The organism is Gudongella ferriphila (genome assembly GCF_046224405.1).
Taxonomy (GTDB): Bacteria; Bacillota; Clostridia; order Tissierellales; family Tissierellaceae; genus Gudongella.
The window spans coordinates 1-22,843 of record NZ_JBJXRK010000023.1 but is presented as its reverse complement, the minus strand read 5'-3'; the positions used below and the strand labels follow the sequence as shown (position 1 = coordinate 22,843).

25 protein-coding genes are annotated in these 22,843 nt (G+C 42.3%); 6 read left to right on the top strand and 19 right to left on the bottom strand.

The window, feature by feature from the left end:
- Positions 1–29: 29 nt before the first annotated feature.
- The 15 genes from ACKVDP_RS10735 to cobU all read right to left on the bottom strand — a co-directional run bounded on the left by ACKVDP_RS10735 (position 30) and on the right by cobU (position 13,599).
- Positions 30–1,334: a TRAP transporter large permease gene (locus tag ACKVDP_RS10735; RefSeq protein ID WP_409228852.1), complete on the bottom strand. Its 1,305-nt coding sequence runs from the start codon at positions 1,332–1,334 to the stop codon at positions 30–32.
- A gap of 2 nt (positions 1,335–1,336) precedes the next feature.
- Positions 1,337–1,813, bottom strand: a complete 477-nt coding sequence (locus ACKVDP_RS10730; protein WP_409228851.1) for a TRAP transporter small permease — start codon at positions 1,811–1,813, stop codon at positions 1,337–1,339.
- A gap of 63 nt (positions 1,814–1,876) precedes the next feature.
- Entirely contained in the window at positions 1,877–2,914 is a 1,038-nt protein-coding gene (locus ACKVDP_RS10725; protein ID WP_409228850.1) for a TRAP transporter substrate-binding protein, read from the bottom strand.
- A gap of 169 nt (positions 2,915–3,083) precedes the next feature.
- Entirely contained in the window at positions 3,084–3,848 is a 765-nt protein-coding gene (locus tag ACKVDP_RS10720; RefSeq protein WP_409228849.1) for an IclR family transcriptional regulator, read from the bottom strand.
- A gap of 185 nt (positions 3,849–4,033) precedes the next feature.
- Entirely contained in the window at positions 4,034–4,411 is a 378-nt protein-coding gene (locus ACKVDP_RS10715; protein ID WP_409228848.1) for a metallopeptidase family protein, read from the bottom strand.
- Between the two features lie 47 nt (positions 4,412–4,458).
- A complete protein-coding gene (gene fba, locus ACKVDP_RS10710; protein ID WP_409228847.1) occupies positions 4,459–5,391 on the bottom strand; it encodes a class II fructose-1,6-bisphosphate aldolase in 933 nt (310 codons plus the stop codon).
- Positions 5,392–5,518: 127 nt separating this feature from the next.
- Positions 5,519–6,742: a serine hydroxymethyltransferase gene (locus ACKVDP_RS10705; RefSeq protein WP_409228846.1), complete on the bottom strand. Its 1,224-nt coding sequence runs from the start codon at positions 6,740–6,742 to the stop codon at positions 5,519–5,521.
- A 16-nt stretch (positions 6,743–6,758) separates the two neighbouring features.
- A complete protein-coding gene (thiS, locus tag ACKVDP_RS10700; protein ID WP_409228845.1) occupies positions 6,759–6,956 on the bottom strand; it encodes a sulfur carrier protein ThiS in 198 nt (65 codons plus the stop codon).
- 16 nt (positions 6,957–6,972) lie between these two features.
- Positions 6,973–8,865 (bottom strand): aldehyde ferredoxin oxidoreductase family protein, encoded by a 1,893-nt coding sequence (locus tag ACKVDP_RS10695; RefSeq protein WP_409228844.1) that lies wholly within the window; start codon positions 8,863–8,865, stop codon positions 6,973–6,975.
- 63 nt (positions 8,866–8,928) lie between these two features.
- Positions 8,929–10,107, bottom strand: coding sequence for a M24 family metallopeptidase (locus ACKVDP_RS10690; protein ID WP_409228843.1), 1,179 nt, complete (start codon positions 10,105–10,107; stop codon positions 8,929–8,931).
- 76 nt (positions 10,108–10,183) lie between these two features.
- Positions 10,184–10,864, bottom strand: a complete 681-nt coding sequence (locus ACKVDP_RS10685) for a GntR family transcriptional regulator (protein ID WP_409228842.1) — start codon at positions 10,862–10,864, stop codon at positions 10,184–10,186.
- A 118-nt stretch (positions 10,865–10,982) separates the two neighbouring features.
- Positions 10,983–11,750, bottom strand: coding sequence for a sugar phosphate isomerase/epimerase family protein (locus ACKVDP_RS10680; protein WP_409228841.1), 768 nt, complete (start codon positions 11,748–11,750; stop codon positions 10,983–10,985).
- A 12-nt stretch (positions 11,751–11,762) separates the two neighbouring features.
- Positions 11,763–12,329 carry a histidine phosphatase family protein gene (locus ACKVDP_RS10675; protein WP_409228840.1) on the bottom strand — a complete coding sequence of 189 codons (567 nt, stop codon included), beginning with the start codon at positions 12,327–12,329 and terminating at the stop codon, positions 11,763–11,765.
- Positions 12,320–13,054: an adenosylcobinamide-GDP ribazoletransferase gene (cobS, locus tag ACKVDP_RS10670; protein WP_409228839.1), complete on the bottom strand. Its 735-nt coding sequence runs from the start codon at positions 13,052–13,054 to the stop codon at positions 12,320–12,322. Before cobS ends, ACKVDP_RS10675 begins: the two co-directional genes overlap by 10 nt.
- Positions 13,054–13,599 carry a bifunctional adenosylcobinamide kinase/adenosylcobinamide-phosphate guanylyltransferase gene (gene cobU, locus ACKVDP_RS10665; protein WP_409228838.1) on the bottom strand — a complete coding sequence of 182 codons (546 nt, stop codon included), beginning with the start codon at positions 13,597–13,599 and terminating at the stop codon, positions 13,054–13,056. The genes cobS and cobU overlap by 1 nt, the downstream gene beginning before the upstream one ends.
- 159 nt (positions 13,600–13,758) lie before the next feature.
- On the opposite strand from cobU, the gene ACKVDP_RS10660 reads away from it, so the two are divergent.
- The 6 genes from ACKVDP_RS10660 (at position 13,759) to ACKVDP_RS10635 (ending at position 19,778) form a co-directional block, all read left to right on the top strand.
- Positions 13,759–14,835 (top strand): pyridoxal-phosphate-dependent aminotransferase family protein, encoded by a 1,077-nt coding sequence (locus ACKVDP_RS10660; RefSeq protein WP_409228837.1) that lies wholly within the window; start codon positions 13,759–13,761, stop codon positions 14,833–14,835.
- Between the two features lie 12 nt (positions 14,836–14,847).
- Positions 14,848–15,753, top strand: a complete 906-nt coding sequence (locus ACKVDP_RS10655; protein WP_409228836.1) for a D-2-hydroxyacid dehydrogenase — start codon at positions 14,848–14,850, stop codon at positions 15,751–15,753.
- A 12-nt stretch (positions 15,754–15,765) separates the two neighbouring features.
- Positions 15,766–17,013 carry a DUF1015 domain-containing protein gene (locus tag ACKVDP_RS10650; RefSeq protein ID WP_409228835.1) on the top strand — a complete coding sequence of 416 codons (1,248 nt, stop codon included), beginning with the start codon at positions 15,766–15,768 and terminating at the stop codon, positions 17,011–17,013.
- Between the two features lie 94 nt (positions 17,014–17,107).
- A complete protein-coding gene (locus ACKVDP_RS10645; protein WP_409228834.1) occupies positions 17,108–18,214 on the top strand; it encodes a coiled-coil domain-containing protein in 1,107 nt (368 codons plus the stop codon).
- A 12-nt stretch (positions 18,215–18,226) separates the two neighbouring features.
- Positions 18,227–18,910: a cell division ATP-binding protein FtsE gene (locus ACKVDP_RS10640; protein WP_409228833.1), complete on the top strand. Its 684-nt coding sequence runs from the start codon at positions 18,227–18,229 to the stop codon at positions 18,908–18,910.
- Positions 18,894–19,778, top strand: coding sequence for a cell division protein FtsX (locus ACKVDP_RS10635; protein ID WP_409228832.1), 885 nt, complete (start codon positions 18,894–18,896; stop codon positions 19,776–19,778). Before ACKVDP_RS10640 ends, ACKVDP_RS10635 begins: the two co-directional genes overlap by 17 nt.
- A 33-nt stretch (positions 19,779–19,811) precedes the next feature.
- On the opposite strand, the gene ACKVDP_RS10630 is transcribed toward ACKVDP_RS10635, so the two are convergent.
- From ACKVDP_RS10630 to ACKVDP_RS10615, 4 genes are all read right to left on the bottom strand, one after another.
- Positions 19,812–20,711, bottom strand: a complete 900-nt coding sequence (locus tag ACKVDP_RS10630; protein WP_409228831.1) for a DMT family transporter — start codon at positions 20,709–20,711, stop codon at positions 19,812–19,814.
- Between the two features lie 69 nt (positions 20,712–20,780).
- On the bottom strand, positions 20,781–21,776 hold the full coding sequence (locus ACKVDP_RS10625; RefSeq protein ID WP_409228830.1) for an S-layer homology domain-containing protein: 996 nt from the start codon (positions 21,774–21,776) through the stop codon (positions 20,781–20,783).
- Between the two features lie 15 nt (positions 21,777–21,791).
- Positions 21,792–22,172 carry a YkvA family protein gene (locus ACKVDP_RS10620; protein ID WP_409228829.1) on the bottom strand — a complete coding sequence of 127 codons (381 nt, stop codon included), beginning with the start codon at positions 22,170–22,172 and terminating at the stop codon, positions 21,792–21,794.
- 137 nt (positions 22,173–22,309) lie between these two features.
- Positions 22,310–22,843 (bottom strand): superoxide dismutase (locus ACKVDP_RS10615; protein WP_409228828.1); only part of this gene is annotated, 534 nt, incomplete at its 5' end.

The window sequence follows — 22,843 nt, the reverse complement described above, 5'->3', positions numbered from 1 at the left end:
AAATTCCTCCTTATATTTTGTTATATTATCTATACTATCCACATTACAGATGCTGGTACATACGTAATAAACAATAATGCTACCAATAGTGCTGCGAGATATGGGAATGTTTCAATTGAAACCTCTTGGATCGAGGTATTGAACGTTTTAGCCGATGTAAACAAGGTTACACCAAATGGCGGCGTAAGCATTCCTATTGCTAGGTTTGTTACTAGTATTATCCCAAAGTGGACAGGATCCATTCCGAAGGACATTACTATTGGCAACAATACAGGAACAGCAATATACTGTATTGATCCTGATTCCATAAACATCCCTGCTACCAGTAAAATTAGATTAATCATTAACATAATAATAAAAAAGCTTCCTTCAAAGTTTTGTACAGTTGCAAACACCGTCTGTGGAATTCTCGCCAATACCATCACATATGCAAATAATGATGCCGCTGACATAATAAGCATAAGTCCTGCAGTACCTTTTGCAGCACCGTTGAAAATTGGTCCAAGATCCCGTATTGTAATTTCCTTGTACACGAACATCCCAACAAGTATAGAATATACTACTGCCACTACTGCTGATTCAGTTGGTGTAAAAATCCCCGCAAATACACCTCCTACAATAATAAATGGTGTACCTAGTGCCCATAATGACTCTATAAGATTTTTTGCAAAGGAAATTTCTTTTTTTGATTTGAGCTCAGGAACACCATGGAGAACAATCTCCCCTGACTCAATATCTGAAGCCCTATCCATATATTTTCTTTTCTTTGCTATGAAATATGTTGGTATTATTAGTGCTATTCCAACGATAAAACCTGCAGGGAAGCCTACCTTATATAAATCTGCCACAGACACTCTAGCTAATACAGCATAAATGATAAATGCTATACTCGGTGGGATGATTATCCCAATTGGGCTTGACGCTGCGACTATTGTGGCACTGAAGCCCTTGCTATAGCCACTCCTAAGCATCCCCGCATACATTACACCTCCAATTGCTGCTGCTGTAGCTATTGCACTACCAGATATAGCTGCAAAGAACATAGAAGATATTATTGCTACTATTCCCATTCCACCATGGATATTGCCTACTGCCTTCTCAGCAAGATTTACTATACGCCTGGCAATACCTCCTCTATTCATGAGCTCTCCTGCCAGGATGAAGAACGGTACGGCAAGGTAAGCTGTTGAATCAATGCCAGCGAATAACTTTTGAATAACAACAATTGGATTTACACCGTCCATGAGCATGTAAACCAAAGCAGAAATTCCCATGGATGCTGCAATTGGAACACCTAATATCAGGAAAGCAAATAGTAAACCGAATAAAACCATTTCTATTCCTCCTTTCCTTTAATTAAATTCAGAACTGATACAATAGCTTGAAATACCAGCAAAACAAATGCCACCGACATTACATTGTACAAAAATCCCATTGGAATCTTCATGTTAGCTGATACATGACTTGCTGTTTTAGCAAAATTGAAACCAATCATTGCTGCATAGGAAAAGAATCCTATTGTCAGCAGCTGTTGTACTACTAAAATAACTTTTCTTGCTTTCCCAACCAAAGCTAACTCAAGTATACTTATGTTTGTATGCCCATTATATCGAGCAACAGTTGCTGATCCTAGCATTACAAGTGCAATGTTCATATACCTAGTAAATTCATCCGCCCATATCAGACCATTATTGAATACATACCTCAAAACAACTGATGAAAAATATGCTATGGTCATTGAGGCAAAAGCGAATATCAAAAAGTATCCGGTCAGCTTTTCGATACCTGCACTTATTTTATTTAGTGTATCCACGCTGTTATCCTCCCCATTAAATTACACTTATTGTAATAAATGGGGGCTGTAAGCCCCCTCGAATTATTCTGCTACAGCTGCTTTTATTGCATCGTAATACTTTTTATCATGGTTTTCGAAATATTTGTCGTAGACTGGTTGAATAAGTGACATAAATGCTTCCTTATCAACTTCATTGAATTGCATACCTGCAGCCTTTAACTCTTCGATTGTTGTTACTTCGGCTTCTTGTTGAAGTGCTCCAATATCAATAGCTGCATCAGTAGCTGCTTGTTGGAAGATTTCCTTATCCTCAGGTGACAATCCGTCAAAGAAATCTGGATTCACTGTTATAGCTCCAAATCCAAACATATGACCCGTCATTGAAAGGTAATCCTGGACCTCATTGATTTTGTAATCCCTTATAGTTACAATTGTATTTTCATGCCCATCTACAGTACCTTGTTGAAGAGCTGTAAAAACCTCGCCCCAAGCAAGTGCCAATGCGTTAGCTCCAAAAGCTTCAAATGTATCTACGTATATTGCACTCTCTGCAACTCTCATTTTCTTGCCTGCTATATCATCCGGAGTATTGATTGGTCCAGCATTGTTTGTTATATGTCTGAATCCTCTAGGCATAAAAGAAAGGGTTTTTATTCCTGCTTCATCTGAGAGAGCATAGAAGTCAAGTGCAGCCTCTGATTCAAGAAATTTAAAGACCTGATCCCAGTTTTCGAATAAATATGGTAAATCCTGTACTTCCATTTCTGGTGCGAACATTCCCATATCTGATGCTGTAAGAATATTAAATTCAACGTTACCTACTTGAAGAGCCTCCATAAGCTCCCTATCACCACCAAGCTGTCCTCCATTATAAATGTCAATTTCAAACCTTCCGTCTGTTCTTGATTCTATATTCTCCTTAAATGCTACTGCTAAATCATCATAAACAGTACCGGCAGGTGCTTGGTGACCTAATTTTAATACTTTTACTTCACCTGAAGATGTATTCGCTGGAGCGGATGAATTATCTCCAGTTGATCCACTTCCACTGCTACATGCTGATGCAAACATTGCTAGAGCTAATACTAGACTTACCAATAATAAATGTTTTCTTTTCACTTTACTCTCCCCTTTAATCATTATTGTTTGATACCATGATTACCAAAAGCACATGTACTCCAATCAGACCCCCTTTCATTATAAGTTCATCATTGCTGAACGTCATTCTCTTTTGTGGCTAAAAAAAATAACATTATTATATATTGAGTTGATAGGGTAAGGTCATGCCTTACCCCCTATAACCTAATTTCCTGGATATCTCATCTGCTGCTTCTTTAACTATTCTTGAGGCTTTTGTCAATTTATCAGAATTCATTCTCATTGTTGGACCAGAAACACTAATTCCATACACTGCTTTCCCAGTGTAATCAAATATCGGAGCTGCCACACAACTCAATCCTAAATTATTTTCCTCATTATCGTATGCGAATCCACGAAGCCTAATTTGTGAAAGTTCCAATTTTAGCTGATTCCTATCAGTTATCGTTTTAGGAGTTAACTTAACTAAAACTTCCGGCAAAATATTGCTGAGCTCCTCCTCATCCAAGTAAGCCATCATAGCCTTTCCGACTCCAGTTGTATGCGCAGGATTCCTGGCTCCTATTGTAGTAAATATTCTCATCGACTGTTGAGATTCTTTTTTTTCTATATAAACTACTTCTTCATCATCTAATGTACCTATGTGAACGGTTTCCTCAAGTTCGTCACAAACCCTCTCAATTATTGGTTTTGCAATTCTTGAAATATTCATTGAATCTAAAACTCTTTGCCCATATTCAATATGTTTCAACCCTAGCCTATATTCCTGAGTTAAATCATCCTGATCTATTAATCCATGATATTTTAATGTTGATATAATTCCATGTAGTGTAGATTTATTAATGTCCAACATTTCTGTTATCTCAGAAAGCCTTAATTGTGGTTTTCTTTCAGTAAAACAGTCCAATACCATAATTGCTCTGTCAATTGCTTGAACTCTACCACTTCTTGTCATACTAGTCCTCCTTATGAAAACATGAATGTTCGGCTATGCCAAACAGCGTTCTTGTTTTCTTAATCTCATAATAGCATACTATTTGCATCTTGTAAACAATTTTTTGAATATTTATTTAACTATTCATTCGATTTTCCCAGAGTAGTATAATGCTTATCAAAATACACCTAATAGAAATTAACATACTACCATTCCTGAAGATATTTTCTCAGTGCTTCCTGGTCTTTTATTATCAGTCCTCTTTCACCGGCCAGGGTTTCAAGATGGTGGGTAAACTCATGCAATAGGGTGTGCTCCAGGTGTTTCCTAAGTTCTTCCTCGGAAATATTTCTAAAAACCCTTTTAAATGAGCCATAGTATATTCTTATATGGCTTCCAGTAAAGCTCTTGTGGTATTCCCCCATTATATAGAGCCTTCTGTCACTACGACTTCTTGGGTGGTACTTGTGCTGGGGCAGAAGAACAACACCCTCATTCAGCCTGTTGAAAAACTCAAGAGGCAGGGTTTCTGCAATCTCATCCAGTATCTGGTGTACCCTTTCAATATCTGGAAAACTGTCCATAATACCAACTCCTACAAAAAATCAAAGGGGCAATATGCCCCTTTATCTTAAAGATTTGATCCACTTGATCCCAATACGTTCCTGATTTTGTGCTGAACCATTCCCTTTATGGCTGCTCTGGCAGGTCCAAGATATTTTCTTGGGTCAAACTCTGATGGATTTTCCACCATGAATTGTCTTATTGCAGCTGTCATTGCAAGTCTCAGGTCAGTATCTATGTTTATTTTGGCAACATTCATCTGAGCAGCCCTTCTTAGCATTTCCTCAGGTACTCCCTGAGCTCCAGGAATGTCCCCGCCATACTTGTTGCAGAGCTCCACAAACTCTGGAAGTACAGTTGATGCACCGTGAAGTACCAAAGGTGTATTTGGAATAAGTTTTCCGATTTTCTCCAATCGTTCAAAGTCAAGCTTTGGTTCACCCTTGAACTTGTATGCACCATGGCTTGTACCAATTGCTACAGCCAGTGAATCAATGCCTGTCCTCTTGACAAACTCAACCGCCTCATCTGGGTCTGTGTAGGTAGCATCCTCCTTGGCCACGCTTACTGCATCCTCCACACCTGCAAGCTTGCCAAGCTCGGCCTCAACAACAACTCCCCTGGCATGGGCATAGTCAACCACTTCCTTGGTAATTCTTACATTTTCCTCAAAAGGATAATGTGATGCGTCGATCATTACGGAGGTAAATCCGTCATCGATGCATTGCTTTACAATTTCAAGGTTTTCACCGTGGTCCAGGTGCAGAACTATGTCCAGGTCACTATCTTCAATTGCAGCCTCTACGAGCTTCCTAAGATAAATTGAGTTTGCATACTTTCTCGCGCCAGCGGAAACCTGAAGAATCAACCCTGACTTTTCCTCCTTGGCAGCGTCAACGATACCCTGGATTATCTCCATGTTGTTTACGTTGAATGCACCGATTGCGTATCCACCTTCCTGCGCCCTTCTGAACAATTCAGTTGATGTAACTAGACCCATATATATCTCCCCTTTATGTTTATTTTGGTCCTAATACTCTATATTAGAGTATACCCCAATATCCTTACATTAATAACTTTATTTGCAATGGGAAAACCACACTCTCGTGTGGTTTCCCTGGGAGGTACTAATATGAATAATCCAATCCTGTGAATTGTCTTGCGTAATCTTCAACGTCCTTCCCAACCATGTCGATGTCTTCCTTATCAATTATAAGTCTCTTGAAGAACTCTGCAATATCCTCCATATGTTCTTCCTTCATGCCCCTTCTTGTCGATTCAGGCGTACCAATTCTTACCTCTGGACTATTTCCGGAAAAATCATCTGAACATAGTATGTTGGCCTTTTCCAAGAACTTGGCAGGTGCTAAGTCAACATATTCTCCAATGTCAACCAATAGAAGGTGACTTTCTGTATAGTCCTTCCCTTCTCCCAAAACCTTGAAGCCCCTCTTGGCCAAGGCTTTGGCAAGGGCTTTGGAATTCTTGACCACCTGTCTCCCATACTCTTCACCGAAGTCCTTCATTTCAAGTATTGAAGCTGCCAAGGCAGGCAATCTGTTTAGATGATGACTGGTGACAAGGGATGGTGAAAGGGTATTACCTACCTTGATCATCAGGTCTTTGTCATTTGAGACAACAAAGCCCCCCTGTGGTCCAGGGAAAGACTTGTGTGTACTGCCAAACATTATGTCTGCTCCCTCTTCAAGTGGATTAGGGAACATTCCTGATGCAATCAGCCCGGTCACATGGGATGCATCATATGCAATATGGAAGCCCTGCTGGTCTGCCAGTGGCCTAAGTTCTCTAACAGGCTCTGGAAACAGGGTGCCTGATCCACCGAATATTATCATCTTTGGCTTTAGTCTTTTTACCTGCTCTATGAGCTTTTCTGTGTCCACTACCCTATTTTCATCAAAAGCCATATATTCAACATTGATTGTCTCATCAAATTGTCTTACCTGACACATGGGTCCAACCAAACCATGTCCCCAGTCTGACAGGCTCACTTCTATGACAAGATCTCCTGGCTCAAGCAGGGCCAAAACCACCGACATTCCGGCCATGTGTCCACCTATTGGTCTTAGATCTGTATACTTTGCCTTGAAAATCTCCTTTACCAGCTCATGGGTTTCCATTTCAAACTCGTGTATGAACTTGTTGCCCGTGTACTCCCTTTCAGCTGGATCCATGGTTGAGTAGCAGCCATATCTGTTCCCAAAATCACTGGTCAGATAGCTTCTTACCTTTTCACTTGCAAAGTTTTCCGATGCAATGAGGTTTAAGCACCCATTCCTGTAGGAATCATGCCTTTTCAGCATATTATCAATTTCTTGCGTTGTTCTTAGCATTTTTTTCCTCCTTATATTAACCACCGCCTAGTATCCTAATTATCTTAATCTTGTCGCCTTCATTAATCCTGTAACCCTCCAATTGAGATGAAAGCAGCTGCTTCCCGTTGATGAAGACCGCTACAGTCTTCCGATAGTTAAGCATGGCTAGAAGCTCTGATAATGTGGTTCTTTCTTCAATTTCCATTGTTTTGTCATTGCATATGACTTTCATTACAAATCATCCCTAATTAAAGCATCCATTGCAAGGATAGTCTCTTAAGGGTCGATTCTGTAGGGCTCCCTTTTTCCTTGTCCCAGCCTGCCAAATCATAGTAAAGGTTCTTGGCATATTCATGTGATTCCTTATCCAAAACAACACCATCAGTAGGTCCACCCTTAAGTGGCGTGAAAATCTTCTTGGGTAGAAGGTCGTCTTCCTTGGTGAAGCCTTCCTTGGCATTAAAGGCTCTCATCATATTGATCCGTCTTTCTCCAACCTGCATAAGTTCGTAGAGTGATGTTTCCCAGCCAAGTCCTGTTTTACAAAGTTCTACCATTTCGTCCGGTCCATACAGTTCCCAGGAAGGTCCCCAAACAAATTGGCAAAGACAAAGGGTATCCAGGGTTGAGAAGTATTTTTGAGTATCCCATGCAAATCTGACCTTGTCATCGTCCATAGTAAATGGATCCTCATAGCCTTTTTGGATTCCCAACTGAGCTAGTCTTCTTCTTTCCATGCTGTCCTCCGGCATCACAAGGAAAGGATCGTGCTCACTTGACTGATGGTCTGCACCAAAAGGATTCACCGCATACACAAGACCAACTGCCGGCTTGTACTGTGGCATGTGAGCGGGAAGTTCCTGTTTTTTTACTGTTACCGTTAGATCAACGGCTTCTTCACCAAGAGTTTGTGCGTACCTATAGCTTCCCAGAGCCAATAGCCTGCCAATACCCTCCTTGTTTGCAATTTTCTCTATCAATACAGGAAGAGCTTCACCGTTACCAAACTTTAGGTCTATCCCATCGGTCACAGTCCTGTCAATAAGGCCCTTCTCATATGCCTCCATTGCAAATGCTATGGTTGCTCCGCATGAAATGGTGTCAAGACCATACATGTTGCACATCTGATTGGCCAGGGATACATATTCAAGGCTTGTAACCCCACAATATGAACCGAATGTTGCAGCCGTCTCATACTCTGGTCCTCCGTATAATGGATCAACCATTCCGGGCACTTCCACAACCCTCTTGCATCTTACTGCACAGGAATAGCAGGTGTCCCTTTCCTTGAGAATTGTGTCATACATTGTCTCGCCGGTTATATTTTTGGCTCCTTCAGGGAAATATCCTGTTGTCCAGTTATTGGTGGGTAAAAATCCCTCTTCACTGAAGCCCTCAAGGTCTCCATCCGTTCCAAATTTTCCAAGTCCAGCTACAGATCCGTTCTCCTCCAGTCTTGCCATGACGCTCTTTGCAAGACTGAAGAAGCCTTCGCTGTCTACTGGCTTTTGGGACTTGCCCTTGGCAACTACAATGGCCTTCAAATTTTTCGAGCCCATAACTGCTCCCATGCCATTTCTACCATTGGCCCTATTGCACATGTTGATGATGCATGCATAATTTACTAGATTTTCTCCTCCAGGTCCAATTTGGGCGATTTCAACATCATCTCTTCCAAGCTCTTCTCTGATTAGCTTTTCAGCCTCTCCTGTTACCTTACCCCAAAGGGCTGATGCGTCCTTGAGTTGAACATCTTCACCATCAATATACAGGTATACAGGCTTGTCTGATTTCCCCTTAAGGACAATAGCATCCAGACCATTTGCCTTCATATGTACAGGGAAGAAGCCTCCTGCCTGACTGTCACCCATACCCTCAGTCAAGGGACTTTTTGCGGTAACGTTTACTCTGCTTATCCCGCTTATTGGCAGTCCTGTCAAGGCTGATACCGAGAATACAAGATTATTGTTCTCTCCCAAAGGTTCAATCCCTGGTTTCATATCCTTCATGGCCAGATACAGACCCAATGAAGACCCGCCTGGATAGAGTCTGTATACATCTCCTGGCAAGACTTCCTTATTGATTGTTCCTTCACTCAAGTTAACATTCAATACTTTACCATCTGGAAATTTATTGTACATTTTTTCGCCTCCTGTCCATTAATTGCTTCATTTCCGACTTTGCTACAACCGTTCTGGCAGCCCTTATTTTTCAAGGAGCCTTCTTGGATAGTTGGTAAGAAGCTCTACTCCCCTATCAGTTATTCTAATAGGCTCACTTATATCCACTCCACAATCATCAAGCCATATTCCAGGCATAAAGTGAAGTGTCATGTTTGGCTCAAGGATTGTCTTATCACCTGGCCTTAAGCTTACTGTATGCTCACCCCAGTCAGGTGGATAGTTAAGTCCAAATGAATAACCTACTCTTGAATCCTTGATAAAGCCGCTCTTGGCTATACTTTTAGCCCAAGTCCTCTCAATATCTTCACATGTGATTCCCGGTTTTACAACTGCAAGGGTGTCCTCTATTCCTTGAACAACCACCGAGGCCAAGTCCTTTACCTTCTGAGGTGCTCTGCCGAGAATAAAGGTCCTTGAAAGAGGGCAGTGGTATCTCCTGTAATTCCCTGCAATTTCAACAAGGACTGTATCTCCGTCCTTGTATGGCTCGTCGGTCCAGCTTAAATGAGGTGTAGATGTCCTGATACCTGCAGGCATCAGGGGTACTATTGAAGTGTAATCTCCGCCATACTCTTCAGTTCCATATATTTGAGCATGGTAGACATTAGCAGCCGCCTCGTTCTGTCTTACTCCAATATCTATGGAGTTAAAAGCTGCATCCATGGTTTTTTCGGCAATCACTGCTGCCTTCTTGATGTAGTCAATCTCCATGTCCGACTTAATAAGCTTGACCCAATTTACCAAACTTGTTGCATCAATAAACCTACAGTTTGGTAGATTACTTTGGAGGCTCTCCTGACACTTGGCTGTAAAGTAATATGTATCCATCTCCGTACCAACAACCTTCTTGTCATATCCCTTTTCCTTTAGGATGTCTGCAACAAAATCCATGGGATGCTTAAGCAGTGATTGGACGTAGTCATCCGTGTAGGGATAGATGCTCTCCTCACTTAGATAGGATGTCAGTCTTGCGGCGTTTGAGTCCTGACCTCTACCCACCCAGAAGGGCTCCTCCTGGTCAATCATTATTACTACACATTGATGAACGTAGAATGACCATCCATCAAATCCAGTCAAGTAATTCATGTTTGCTGGATCAGTTACAAGCAAAACCTCAATTCCTTTATCTTCCATGCTTCTTTTTGTCTTTTCCAATCTTTGCTTGAACTCCTTGACTGAAAAAGCGAGTATCTTTTCCATGACTTCCCTCCTTGATTTTTTGTCTATTGTCGACAATTGCTGTGCTTTTTAAAGATGCCTCCTTCTATTGGTGGATCTAATCCTGAATGAAAGCATCCTTATAGGTTGTTATATGCTTCTGTAAAGCCTCTTTACATTTAAAAATATCCTTGTCCTTCAGAGCATCTATAATTTCGTAATGGTCTGTGGCTGTCCTGGAAAGATCTCCAGTTTCATTTGTATCGTAAAGCATGGCCATCCTCAGCTGAAAAAATATCTGTTCAAGTATCTGTACCCTTCTCTTGCTTCCGGATTTATTCCACAGGTACCTATGGAACTCCATGTCCTTAAGATTCAATTTTATGGATTTCTCAGTATCATCAGCACTGGAATCAGCGATTCCCTCCATGTCCAGAACCAGCTTCTCAAGCTTTATGAAGTCCTGTTCTGACAATTTGTCTTCATAAATCAGAATCTTGAAAATGTTGTTTTCCAATAGCATTCTGATTTCAAAAACTTCCTTTATATCCTCCAGACTAAACTTTGTAACAAAGGTTCCTCTCCTTGGAAGTGTCTGAACTATCCCTTCCTTTTCAAGTTCCTTTATGGCTTCTCGAACAGGGGCCCTGCTTATGCCCAAGGTGTTTGCCACCTCTGTCTCCAGAATATGGTCGCCTTCCTTGTACAAGCCTGACAAGATTGACTCCTTGATGTAATCAACAACAATTTTACTTAGATTGTGTCTGCTTTTCATGTAATTTTGTACTGTTGCACTCATGGTTGGCTCCCCTCTGTAGTAATTTAAAGTTATTGATCACTAAAATCATTATAGCATCAAGATTGTCGACAATCAAAATATAAATGAAAATTTTGAGAAATTAAATTTACACGTATCATTATTTTAAAAGGTTTCGTTGTCTTCTGTACCTTTGGACCTCTTCCTTCAAATTATTGATCTTATATTCCAATGCCAGAACAGGGTCTATTCCCTCCTGATCCAAAAGCTCCAAGAGAGTCAAAAGCTTTCCATCAGATGGCACAATATGCTGGTCCTCAAAGCCACTATTTCCGTGAACATGCATGTAGGAAAGCCTGTCCGAAAGTATATGGATCCACTCCTTAAGTGATGTATATCCCAGGTTGGAGTGACCGATGTCAAGATTTATGGATATCCTATCATGATCAATTGCATCAATCAGGTCTCTTAGCATGTAGGGGGATTCCTCAAATACATTCTCAATGACGACCTCTCCCCTGTATGGGGTCGCATCCATCATTTCCTTCCAAAAGGCAGCTGCCTGCTTGTTATTTAGATCCCTTAGGAAGGATTGGTTAAGGTATGGATTTATCTGGCTGTGAAATACAACATAATCTACATCAAGTTCATGTGCAATCTCAAGAGTTCTTCTGTACTTAATCTGACTGACCCTTCTGATTTCCTTGTCAGGGCTTGCAGGCTTTAGGTCCAGAAATGGTCCATGCAAGGACTTAATTCCCTTGATTTCCTGAAGTCTGATCTTGTACTCACCGATCAGGTTCCCCCTGTCCTTTTCTGAAAGGTTTGGCTCCACAAAGTCCTGCAGCTCAACACCGCAACCAGCCCCATTTAGACCTTCCACATCAAGCTCCTTTATTGTGCTTATGCAGTTCACTATTCTTCTCATATTCCAATCCCCCTACCTGTGATTCAGCTGTTTGATGAATCTGTAGTTTCTATCAGCTGAAATAACTGTTGCGCTGCCATTATCTGCCCTGAATCTGTAAAAGTGGTCCGCACTCCCTATTACCCAGCTGCATGCCAGTCTGATGATTCCCTCATGGGTTACAACCAGTGCATTCTCATTTTTTTCTAGCATATCCTCCATAAAGCTTTCCACTCTTTTGTAGGTATCAGCTATACTCTCACCTTCTGGAATAGTATAGTTAAAGGAATCCTCCATCCAGAGCCTTGTCTCCTGGGGATACTTGTCCTGATACTCATTGAAGGTTAGGCCTGTAAATACACCAAAGTTCATCTCCCGTACCCTGTCATCAACCTCACCCTCAAGACCCAGGAGTGTTAGTGTTTGAATTGTTCTTTTCAAAGGACTTACATAAACCCTGGAAAAGTCATACGCTGCAAGATTTCCCCTGGCTTCCTTGATCTGGTCCACACCCCTGTCAGTCAAGGTTATAAAATCCCTACTGAACCTCTTTTCCAAATTGTCATGGGATTCCCCATGTCTAACAAATATTATATCCATATTGTCACTCCCCAAAATATTATCAATGAAGCCAGCTCACAAATCTCTATCACTGCTCCGTAAACATCCCCTGTCATTCCATCGATTTTCCTGTAGGCCCAAATTGAAACCAGCTCACCCAGCAAGAAGCTCCCAGCAAGAGGTATTAGAAATATTGGGTCAAAGAAGAGAGTTATCCCAGTCAAAACCAGTCCTGATAAAAGGACACTCCGCCCTGGTCTTGAGGACTTGAACAAGACTCCCAGGCCATCTTCCCTGGCATTCTTCTTTGTTGTGATCACATAGCCAGCCACAAGTCTTGCATTGGCAAGGGACAAGGGTATGCCCATCCAGTATGCTGCCGGCAGTTCATATACAGCCACAAGCTTCGACACTATTGTAAATATAAGGGCAACCGCTCCAAAGGCTCCCAGGTTACTGTCCTTCATAATCTCCATAACCCGGTCCTTTTCCCTTCCTGAAAGAAATCCATCAAAGGTGTCGGCAAGTCCGTCAAGATGCAATCCCCCTGTCAATCCTGTAATAGTCAGAACTGATAGAAGGGCAGAAATTGACTTGCTGTATCCACTTAAGAGTATTAAGGGAAGTGCTGCAATCATACCCATGACAAGACCAATAAGGGGAAGGTAAAAAAGACTTTTTCCGATATTTTTACCCTGAAAGGAGACCTCCCTATTTACAGGTATTCTGGTGAAAAATTGTAGGGCAAGAATCAATCCATCCATTATTTTATCCTCACAGGTATTCCACAGCTAACAAGGTAGACCTCATCAGCCCTTTCAGCAACCCTTTGATTCAATCTCCCCTGTATATCCCTGAATACCCTGCCTATGTGGTTCTCTGGTACCAGGGAGTAACCGACCTCATTGGTTACTATAATAAGATTAAATCCCTTTTCTTCAACAGCCTGTATCAATGAAGCCACCTCTTCAAATATCCTGTCCTCCACCCTCTTCTGAAGCCCTGAGTCAACGGGGACGGTTCTCCCTGACTCATATGTCATATCAAACATTATATTTGAGGTAAGTACTGTCAAGCAATCCAAAAGATAGTTCTCTTCCTGTCCAACTGCCTGGAAAAGGTCGTAGCTTCCTTCAAAGGTCCGCCATCCCCCAGGTCTGCTTCTTTTGTGGTGGTCCACCCTGTCCTGCATCTCCTGATCCTCAACCCTGGATGTTGCCATATATACTACATCTTCCCTGTCCATGAACTGCTTCTCGGCAAAGGAGCTCTTACCACTTCTCGCTCCACCTACAACCATCTTTATCATAATATTCACCACTTTTTCATTATTTAAAACCTACCTCTATCTTATCACAGTGTCAATAGGGGTGAAAACCCACAGTCAACGTATTTTTTTGTGCTGATGCGTATATTTGATGGTGTTTTAGGGTAATACTAACACAAGACCAATTAAGGAGGTAATGCTATGCACAAAAAATTGTTTATACCGGGACCTGTTGATGTACTACCAGAGGTTCTGGAAAAGATGGCAACACCGCAGATAGGCCACCGAACCAAGGAGGCTTCAGACCTTCAGAGAGGTATCTCAGAGAAACTTCAGAAGGTCTTTTATACTGAGAACCAGATACTACTCTCAACCAGCTCCGGTAGTGGACTGATGGAAGGCGCAATAAGGTCCTTCACTGGAAAGAGGGCAGCAGTTTTCTCAGTTGGAGCTTTCGGTGACAGATGGTATAAAATGGCAACCACCAACAATGTTCCCGCAGACCTTTTCAAGTCTGAGCTAGGAGAGCCTACAACAGTCCAAATGGTGGATGAAGCACTTGCAACAGGAAAATACGATGTCATTACCGTAACACACAATGAAACCTCAACGGGGGTTATGAACCCAACTGCCGAAATCGGAGCACTTCTTAAGGAAAAGTATCCTGATGTTCTGTATCTTGTAGATACTGTCAGCTCCATGGGAGGAGTTAAGATCGAAGCAGATGCATGGGGCATGGATGTCGTAATAACATCAACCCAAAAAGCACTTGGATTGCCAGCAGGAATGGCAATATGCTCAGTATCTGAAAGAGCAATCGAGGCAGGGCGCCAAGTTCCGAACAGAGGACTTTATCTGGATCTGGTATCATTATATGACACCGTTAAGAAAAAGGACCACCAGTATCCGTCCACCCCTTCCCTATCACACATGTTTGCACTTGATTATCAATTGGACAGGATTCTTGAAGAAGGTCTTGAAAACAGATATGCCAGACACAAGGAAATGGCTGATTATGTTAGAGCTTGGGCAAGAAAGAATTTTGACCTCCTTGTACAGGATGAAAAATACCTTTCCCAGACCCTTACCACAATAAAAAACACCAAGGAAATCAGCGTGGGTGACCTTAACAAGGAGCTTGCCAACAGAGGTTTTATGATCTCAAACGGCTACGGAGGCCTGAAGAACCTTACCTTCAGAATCTCACACATGGCAGATTACACCATGGATGATGTTAAGGATCTTCTTTCAACCATTGATGATATACTAGGACTTTAGAGAGGTGATTAAATGTTAAAGATACTAGCCACTGACGGACTTGATAAGTCCGCTGTCAAGGAGCTTGAAGCCTTGGGTCATGAGGTTCATGAGCAGTTCTATGAGCCGGAGGACCTTAAGGAGGCTCTCAAGGATTATGATGTTGTAGTTGTAAGATCAGCCACAAAGGTAAGAGAACCAATAATAGACGCTGCTGCAGAGGGCGGAAGGCTTAAGATGATAATTAGAGCAGGTGTTGGGGTTGACAATATCGATGTTAAGTATGCTGAGGATAAAGGGATAAAGGTTAGAAACACTCCCAACTCAAGCAGTGCATCGGTTGCTGAGCTTGTACTTGGCCACATGCTTTCACTGGCACGATTTGTTGGAATTTCAAATGTAACCATGCGTAATGGCGAATGGAACAAGAAGAAATACAAGGGAGTCGAGCTTGCAGGCAAAACCCTGGGACTTGTTGGATTTGGTAGAATTTCTCATGAGTTGGCAAAAAAAGCCAGTGCTCTAGGTATGAATGTAATCTACACCAACCGAAGCGGTCCAAAGGATGACTACCCTCAATACGCCTATATGGAGCTGGATGAGCTTCTTAAGAAGGCAGACTTTGTATCAATCCATACTCCAGCGATGAAAGATGGAAAAGCTCTAATAGATGCCGAAAAGATAGCCCAGATGAAGGATGGAGCATATCTGATAAATTGTGCAAGAGGTGGCGTTGTTGACGAGACAGCCCTTCTTAAAGCACTTAATTCAGGAAAGCTTTCAGGAGCAGGAATTGACGTATTTGAGGTGGAACCAGCCAAAAATACTGATCTGCTAAATCACCCCAATGTATCTGTAACACCGCATATTGGCGGATCTACAAGTGAAGCACAGATGAGAATAGGCGAGGAAGTTGTTGAAGTGATTAAAAGTCTTTAAGGAGGTATGTAAATGGCCGTATTGAAACCATTCAAGGCACATAGACCAGCACCAGACCTGGCTGACAAGGTAGCTGCTCTACCCTATGACGTTATGAACAGCCAGGAGGCAAGAGAGGTGGTTAAGGGCAACCCCTATTCCTTCCTCCATGTTGACAAGTCCGAGGTGGACCTACCGGAGGATATTGACATACACGACGAAAAGGTTTACGAGAAGGCAAGGGACAATCTCTATCAGATGATCAAGGACGGAGTCTTTATACAGGATAATGAGGACAGCTTCTATATATACAAGCAGGTCATGAACGGAAGACCACAGGTTGGACTTGTGGGAACTACCTCCATAGATGACTATTTGAAGGATGTAATCAAAAAGCACGAGTTTACAAGAGCAGACAAGGAAGAGGACAGAATCAACCATGTTGATTATACAAATGCCAACACTGGCCCAATCTTCCTTACCTATAGGAAAAAAGAGGAGATAAGCGACCTAATCAATGGTTGGATGAAGGAAAATGATCCGATTTATGACTTTACCTCAGATGATGAGATAACCCATACAATCTGGAAAATCCATGACAGGTCAATCATAGAGAAGCTTGTGTCAATGTTCGCTTCAGTGGATTACCTCTATATTGCCGACGGTCACCACAGGACAGCATCTGCCGTCAAGGTTGGCCTAAAGCGTAGAGAGCAGTTCCCTGATTATGACGGAACAGAGGAATTCAACTTTTTCCTATCAGTCCTATTCCCTGATGAAGACCTTTATATCATGGATTACAACCGGGTTGTTAGGGATCTGAATGAGTACTCAACTGCGGAATTCATAGAGCTTCTGAAGGAAAATTTCGACGTTGAACAATACACTGGAGAAGGTCAGTACAAGCCAACACAAAAGCATAGCTTTGGAATGTTCCTTGATGACAACTGGTACATTCTAAAGGCCAAGGAAGGCTCCTTTGACAAGGACTCACCCGTGGACAGGCTTGATGTATCAATTCTTCAGAAAAACGTTCTGACCCCTCTACTAGGAATAATGGATCCCAGAGTTGATTCAAGAATTGATTTTGTTGGAGGAATCAGAGGTTTGGCTGAGCTTGAGGAAAGAGTACTCAATGGCATGAGGATTGCCTTCTCCATGTATCCAACCAGCATTGATGACCTGATGGCCATCGCGGATGCCGGAGAGGTAATGCCTCCTAAATCCACATGGTTTGAGCCTAAGCTAAGAAGTGGACTTTTCGTCCATACACTGGATTAAATTTTAGGCCTGGTTTTAAAGCCAGGCCGTATCCATGCCCAAATCCATTGACATAATCGTCACAAAAATGTATAAAGGATATGAGGTGAATTTTTTGAAAAGATCAACCGCAATTATCATTACACTACTATTTATAACAATATTTTCATATTCTTTTGGGCAGCTGGTCAGTCCAGACCAGTCTATGGGAGATATCAATTCTACAATTTCCCAGCTAAGTGACGAAGAGATTAGGATACTTGAATCCCTTTTCCTCATCCAGCAGGATGTTCGGGAGCTTGAAGTGATCCAAGAGCGAACGGAATTTGAAATTGAAGACCTCTCACAAAAGATTGACAATATCGAAGACGATATCATCCTTCTGGAAGGTTCATATGAAAGCAATCTGGATGTCATGGAGGAGGTTTTGCGTTCCTACCAGCGCAAGGGGCCCCTATCCAACCTCCAGCTGATCCTAAGCTCGGACAGCCTTTCATCCCTGATCAAAAGAATCAACAGCATAAGGGATCTTTCCAGGAATACCAATGAACTATTGGAGACCTTGGAAAGTGAAAAGGCAGACCTGGTCAGCATCAAGGCAGAGCTGGACCAGACCCTAAGTGAAATACAGGAACGGAGGGTAGAGCTTCAGAGAACCATCCAAGAAAGAACAGCCACAATACAGCACCTCCAGGATAGCCTCCAGGCCCTGCAGGAGGAAAAGGAAAGGTATGAGGGTTACCTTACTGGTTTGAATGATTCATGGAATCAGGTCAAGCCAATTTTCCTGCAAACCATTCAAGGCATTACCGACACTGTCCAGAGTGGTCAGCTTCCTGAATCCATGCTAAACATAAAGATAGGCTTTACTGGAATAAGTGGCAGGATTTTTGATGAAGCCCTGAATGAAGAATTATCCAAGCGGGATTACCCTACTCCTGCTGAGCTATTGTTCTTTGAGGATCATGTGCGTCTTGTCATGCCAGAGCTTAATCTTAACATTAGGGGTGATCTTATCATACTGGATAATAAAACTCTTCGATTCGAAATAACCGATGGTGAGTATATGGGCTTGGCCCTTGAAAAATCAGCAGTCATGGACCTATTCGACTTTGGATACCTTGACCTTAAGTTCGGGAAGCTACTTGGAAACAATACCATACGTTCAATTGAGCTTCAGGATGGATATATGGACCTACAAATCCGACCATCCCTATTCTAAAGGAGGACAATAATGATTACTACAAAAAACCTAAGCCTCAGATACAAGGATGGTACCTATGGCCTTGAGGATGTAAACTTAAATATTCCCCCTGGTGAAATCGTCTATATAACCGGACAGAGCGGCTCTGGAAAGACTAGCTTCATAAAGCTACTCCTTGGCATGGAAAGACCCTCCTCAGGCGAGCTCTTTGTACTAGGAAATTCCATGGACAAGATTTCAGAAAGGGAGCTTAGAAATCTACGACAGCAAATTGGTCCGGTTTTTCAGGATTTCAAGCTTCTTGACGGAAGAACAGTCAATGAGAATGTCCTTGTTGGCATGAGGTTTCTACCCATCAAGAAGGAGGATATGTATGAAAGGGCGCTTAAATCCCTTGAGAAAGTGGGACTTTCCCACAAGGTCCACTCCACTGTTGAAAATCTATCCTACGGTGAAAGACAAAGGGTTGCAATAGCCAGATCCGTTGCCAGAAATCCAAAGCTGATCATTGCAGACGAGCCCACAGGCAACCTGGACAAAAAGAATTCCATGATTATACTTGAGCTTCTAAAATCCTTCCGTGGTCCTGAGACTACGGTAATAATAACAACACATGCCACCCACCTCATACAGGATGAGAAGGATTGCATCCATATACAGGTTGATGATGGGAAAATGACCCTTAAGGAGGTGCCTCATGGGATTTCTTCATAATAACATTGGCTATTACCTAAGGGAAGTGAAGACCCTTGTAAGAAGGGACATTTCTTCTAATCTCTTGTCAGTAATCAGCCTTGCATTTATTTTCTTTATACTTGCACTTGTCTTTTCTCTTGGAATATCATCCGACTTCATTATCTCACAGATTGAAGACCAGGCCGAAATCAGCATTTACTACACGGAGGATGCAAATATGGACGATTTGATCGAAAACCTTCTTTCAATACCTGGTGTTACAGATGTGATCCCTGTGGATGAGGAAACTGCAAAGGAAGAGATGACTCAAATACTTGGCAGCGAATCAAGAATTGTGGACCTGTTTGACCACAATCCCTTCAGCCCCTATCTGGATGTGACAATACAGCTGGAATCAGTTGAAGAAATATCTGAAAGGGCCTCATCCCTGGGCGGTGTTGAGCTGGTAAGGGACAATAAGGAGGTCCTCCAAAAGCTGCAGGAAATTTCGGGAATAATAAGAATCTTCGGTTTCTTTATACTGCTTTCTGTTTCAATTGCAACCCTTGTCATCACATCACACCTAATTAGACAGGGTGTTTATCTAAACAGGGATTCAATTGGTACCCTAAAGCTATTGGGTGCACCTGATGGGTTCATATACAGACCCTTTCTTGTGAACGGAATGCTCACTTCCCTTCTTGCAGGATTGCTTTCACTTATTATGACATTTTTCTCGACCCGATATCTCTACAGTCAGCTATCAGGCAGCCTCCCCTTTATTGTACTGCCAGGCTTTTCAGAGCATATGTCAACCCTTGTCATCTTCACCCTATCCCTTTCGGTAATTCTTGGGATTTTTGGAGGGCTAATGGGAATCAAATCAACAAAGCCAAAAAATAATTAAGGAGAGTTCTTGACGAACTCTCCACTTTCTTTGCTAGAGCAGGAGCAGGATTGCCACACCTGCAACAGAAACAAAGGCCCCGAATATCTCTGACGGCTTGACCTTCTCCTTGAATAGAAAGATGGAAAAGGGAATTATTGTTATTGGAGTGATTGAAGTGATAGTGGAAGCAATGCCGGCAGTTGTATACCTAAGGGCAACAAGAGACATGCTGACACCAAGGAAGGGTCCAAAGAATGAACCGTAGAGGGTGTGCTTTATGGCCTCCTTGTCCTTTATTGCAAGCTTAAGCTCCCCCCATCTACCCATGATGGTCACGAAAATCACAAAGCTAATAAAGCCTGCTATAATCCTTATTTGGGTAGCTGCAAAGGTGTTGTAGTCCAGAAGTCCCGCCTTGCTGAATATCAACCCAGTCGCCTGTCCCAATGCACCCAGGAAGGCATAAAAAAGGCCTCTTGGTGAATACTTCATCCTAACACCTTGACCTCCACGATCCCTGCTCATAACTACAATAACTATTCCCATGATTGTTACCATCATTCCAATAACACCAGAGAGGGACAGCTTCTCTCCCAGCAGAAAATATCCCAGAAGAGCTGCCATTGGTGGACTGGTGGCCATCATAAGTAGTGATATCCGGACACCCACTTCGATGTATGCCTTTAGCATGAAAAAATCTCCTATGAAGAATCCGATTATTCCTGAAAGCGTAAGCCAAGTCCAATTATGTACCGAGGCATCAGTAGGAAAAGGCACTCCCCTTGTTATCAGTGCAGTTACTGTAAGGAAAGCAAATCCAAAAACCAACTTTATGAAGTTTACAGAAAGACTGCCAATTCTGCTGCTGGCCTTACCGAAGAAGATTCCCACAAGGGTCCAGCTGAAAGCTGTGGCCAGTGCGGCCAGCTCTCCAATACTTTGCTCAAACATATAATGTCCTCTCTTTCAATGGGTTATTTGAAACATATTCAAAGGCCTGCCTGATGGCAGACCTGGTGATTACTGGAAATACTCGTATGCTCTTGTTGTAAGAAGAACCGCCTGCTCCCTTGTGGTATGTTCAAGTGGGTTGAGACTGTTGTTCTCGTCACCCTTCAAAATCCCGTTGTGCACAAGGAACATCACACTGTCGTAGGCATAGGCGCTTATTCCATTTTCTATGGCAACAGGAGAATAAGAAAGGCTTAGGGTCGGGTCAACCTTCTGAAGTGTCCTACCAATGACCACTGCTATATCCTGTCTTGTTATTGGATTATCAGGCCTGTAGGTTCCATCCTCATAGCCCTTTATTATGCCAAGGGCAGCTGCCTTTAGGACCTCTTGACTGTCTGTGTCTGCAAAATACTGTCCTGTTGGGTCAATTTCCTTGCCTGTCTTGCTTTCGTAGTAGGCCACCATAACCTGGGCAAACTCTTCCCTTGTTATGACATCCCGCATATTGCTGCTTATACAATCCGGTATCAGGCTATATTCATATGCATTGTCCAGCTCCTGCAATGCCCATGGTGAAGCGTAATTAAAAGGGTACATCTTTCCGCTTGAGACCGTGGGGCTGTAGCTGCCAAACAGGGTATAACTTCCCAATATGTCCCTTTGGGCAAGTCCGATTCTGACTCTGAAATTGTATGATGAGAACATAACATTAACAGGGTCCTCTACAATTCCGAGTCTTAAAAGGTCCAGGTCGATCCTTGTAAATCCACCCTCTTCCCTGACCAAATCAATGTACTTGAAATTCATCTCTCTCATTACAACAGAATCCTCATTGCGAACGTAGAAATTAACCTGAACATATAGGTCTTCCCTGTAGGCATCATTGTTGAAAAGTGATATTGTTTCCTCTTCATCCTTCCATCTAAGAATAAAATACGGGTTTTCCTCCTCTACAAGCTCCACGGAAAACTGTTTAGGCGAGCCTGGTCTTGCTACTTGTGCCGTCGAAACCGACGGTAGCAAAAACAAAAACACCATTAGCCATACTATTGTCTTTTTCATGTCAACCTCCAAATGCTACTGGATTTTTTTCCAGTCATTGTATTTTTCGATTTCTCCCCTAAGCCTGCTTACAATGTAGCCAATAACGGCAGCATCATCAAGAAATCCACCAAATAGGAAATCCGGTACAATATCAACTGGATTTACCAAATAAATCAGTCCAGCAATAACTGTTATTATGGTTCCTTTGGAAACCATTGTGTATTCCTTCTTGACATAGTCCCTAACAAGTGAAATCAGTTTTCCTATGTCGTCTATAAGGTCTGAAAGTTGCTCATTATCTCTGATTATTAGATTTGCAGAGGTCAGCAGCTCCTTTAGTCTTTCGGGGTTGTTGTAATATTCCTTGGCTTTTCGACCCAATCCAGCAAGTACTCGTCCTGGGTTTATTCTCATTTAAATCATCTCTTTTCATATCAATTGATCCTATTTGACCCTACCATTATATCACAGCAGTCATTTCCAGACAATCCGAACTGTTTCCCACAAAAAATGATACCAGCCCTTATGAGCTGGTATCCTCCAAAAGTTTGTTACTTAAGTCTTTCCTCAACCTTATTCCAGTCAACAACATTGAACCATGCATCAATGTAGTCGCCTCTCAGGTTCTGGTATTTCAGATAGTATGCATGCTCCCACACATCCAGGCCAAGTATTGGCTTTAATCCATCTGAAATTGGATTATCCTGGTTAGGTGTGGATGTTATTTTAAGCTTGTCTCCATCCATTACAAGCCATGCCCATCCACTACCAAATCTACCTGTGGCAGCCTTCTTGAATTCATCCTTGAATTCCTCAAAGCTTCCTATGTCGGACTTGATCTTCTCCATAAGGTGTCCTGTAGGCTCCCCGCCGCCATTTGCTGACATGCTCTCCCAGAATAGGCTGTGGTTCAAATGGCCTCCACCATTGTTCCTGACCGCAGTTCTGATGCTCTCAGGCACCTTGTCAAGGGATGCCATCAAATCCTCAATAGTCATGTCCTGAAGTCCTTTTTCGTTTTCAATGGCTTTATTGAGCTTGTTTACATAGCCTTGATGATGCTTTGTATAGTGGATCTCCATCGT

What these genes read in the sequence shown, in the direction of transcription:
- ACKVDP_RS10735 (WP_409228852.1), bottom strand. Translation starts at nt 1,334, where the DNA reads ATGGTTTTATTCGGTTTACTATTTGCTTTCCTGATATTAGGTGTTCCA.
- ACKVDP_RS10720 (WP_409228849.1), bottom strand. Translation starts at nt 3,848, where the DNA reads ATGACAAGAAGTGGTAGAGTTCAAGCAATTGACAGAGCAATTATGGTA.
- ACKVDP_RS10715 (WP_409228848.1), bottom strand. Translation starts at nt 4,411, where the DNA reads ATGGACAGTTTTCCAGATATTGAAAGGGTACACCAGATACTGGATGAG.
- fba (WP_409228847.1), bottom strand. Translation starts at nt 5,391, where the DNA reads ATGGGTCTAGTTACATCAACTGAATTGTTCAGAAGGGCGCAGGAAGGT.
- ACKVDP_RS10705 (WP_409228846.1), bottom strand. Translation starts at nt 6,742, where the DNA reads ATGCTAAGAACAACGCAAGAAATTGATAATATGCTGAAAAGGCATGAT.
- thiS (WP_409228845.1), bottom strand. Translation starts at nt 6,956, where the DNA reads ATGAAAGTCATATGCAATGACAAAACAATGGAAATTGAAGAAAGAACC.
- ACKVDP_RS10695 (WP_409228844.1), bottom strand. Translation starts at nt 8,865, where the DNA reads ATGTACAATAAATTTCCAGATGGTAAAGTATTGAATGTTAACTTGAGT.
- ACKVDP_RS10690 (WP_409228843.1), bottom strand. Translation starts at nt 10,107, where the DNA reads ATGGAAAAGATACTCGCTTTTTCAGTCAAGGAGTTCAAGCAAAGATTG.
- ACKVDP_RS10685 (WP_409228842.1), bottom strand. Translation starts at nt 10,864, where the DNA reads ATGAGTGCAACAGTACAAAATTACATGAAAAGCAGACACAATCTAAGT.
- ACKVDP_RS10680 (WP_409228841.1), bottom strand. Translation starts at nt 11,750, where the DNA reads ATGAGAAGAATAGTGAACTGCATAAGCACAATAAAGGAGCTTGATGTG.
- ACKVDP_RS10675 (WP_409228840.1), bottom strand. Translation starts at nt 12,329, where the DNA reads ATGGATATAATATTTGTTAGACATGGGGAATCCCATGACAATTTGGAA.
- cobS (WP_409228839.1), bottom strand. Translation starts at nt 13,054, where the DNA reads ATGGATGGATTGATTCTTGCCCTACAATTTTTCACCAGAATACCTGTA.
- cobU (WP_409228838.1), bottom strand. Translation starts at nt 13,599, where the DNA reads ATGATAAAGATGGTTGTAGGTGGAGCGAGAAGTGGTAAGAGCTCCTTT.
- ACKVDP_RS10660 (WP_409228837.1), top strand. Translation starts at nt 13,759, where the DNA reads ATGCACAAAAAATTGTTTATACCGGGACCTGTTGATGTACTACCAGAG.
- ACKVDP_RS10655 (WP_409228836.1), top strand. Translation starts at nt 14,848, where the DNA reads ATGTTAAAGATACTAGCCACTGACGGACTTGATAAGTCCGCTGTCAAG.
- ACKVDP_RS10650 (WP_409228835.1), top strand. Translation starts at nt 15,766, where the DNA reads ATGGCCGTATTGAAACCATTCAAGGCACATAGACCAGCACCAGACCTG.
- ACKVDP_RS10640 (WP_409228833.1), top strand. Translation starts at nt 18,227, where the DNA reads ATGATTACTACAAAAAACCTAAGCCTCAGATACAAGGATGGTACCTAT.
- ACKVDP_RS10635 (WP_409228832.1), top strand. Translation starts at nt 18,894, where the DNA reads ATGGGATTTCTTCATAATAACATTGGCTATTACCTAAGGGAAGTGAAG.
- ACKVDP_RS10630 (WP_409228831.1), bottom strand. Translation starts at nt 20,711, where the DNA reads ATGTTTGAGCAAAGTATTGGAGAGCTGGCCGCACTGGCCACAGCTTTC.
- ACKVDP_RS10625 (WP_409228830.1), bottom strand. Translation starts at nt 21,776, where the DNA reads ATGAAAAAGACAATAGTATGGCTAATGGTGTTTTTGTTTTTGCTACCG.
- ACKVDP_RS10620 (WP_409228829.1), bottom strand. Translation starts at nt 22,172, where the DNA reads ATGAGAATAAACCCAGGACGAGTACTTGCTGGATTGGGTCGAAAAGCC.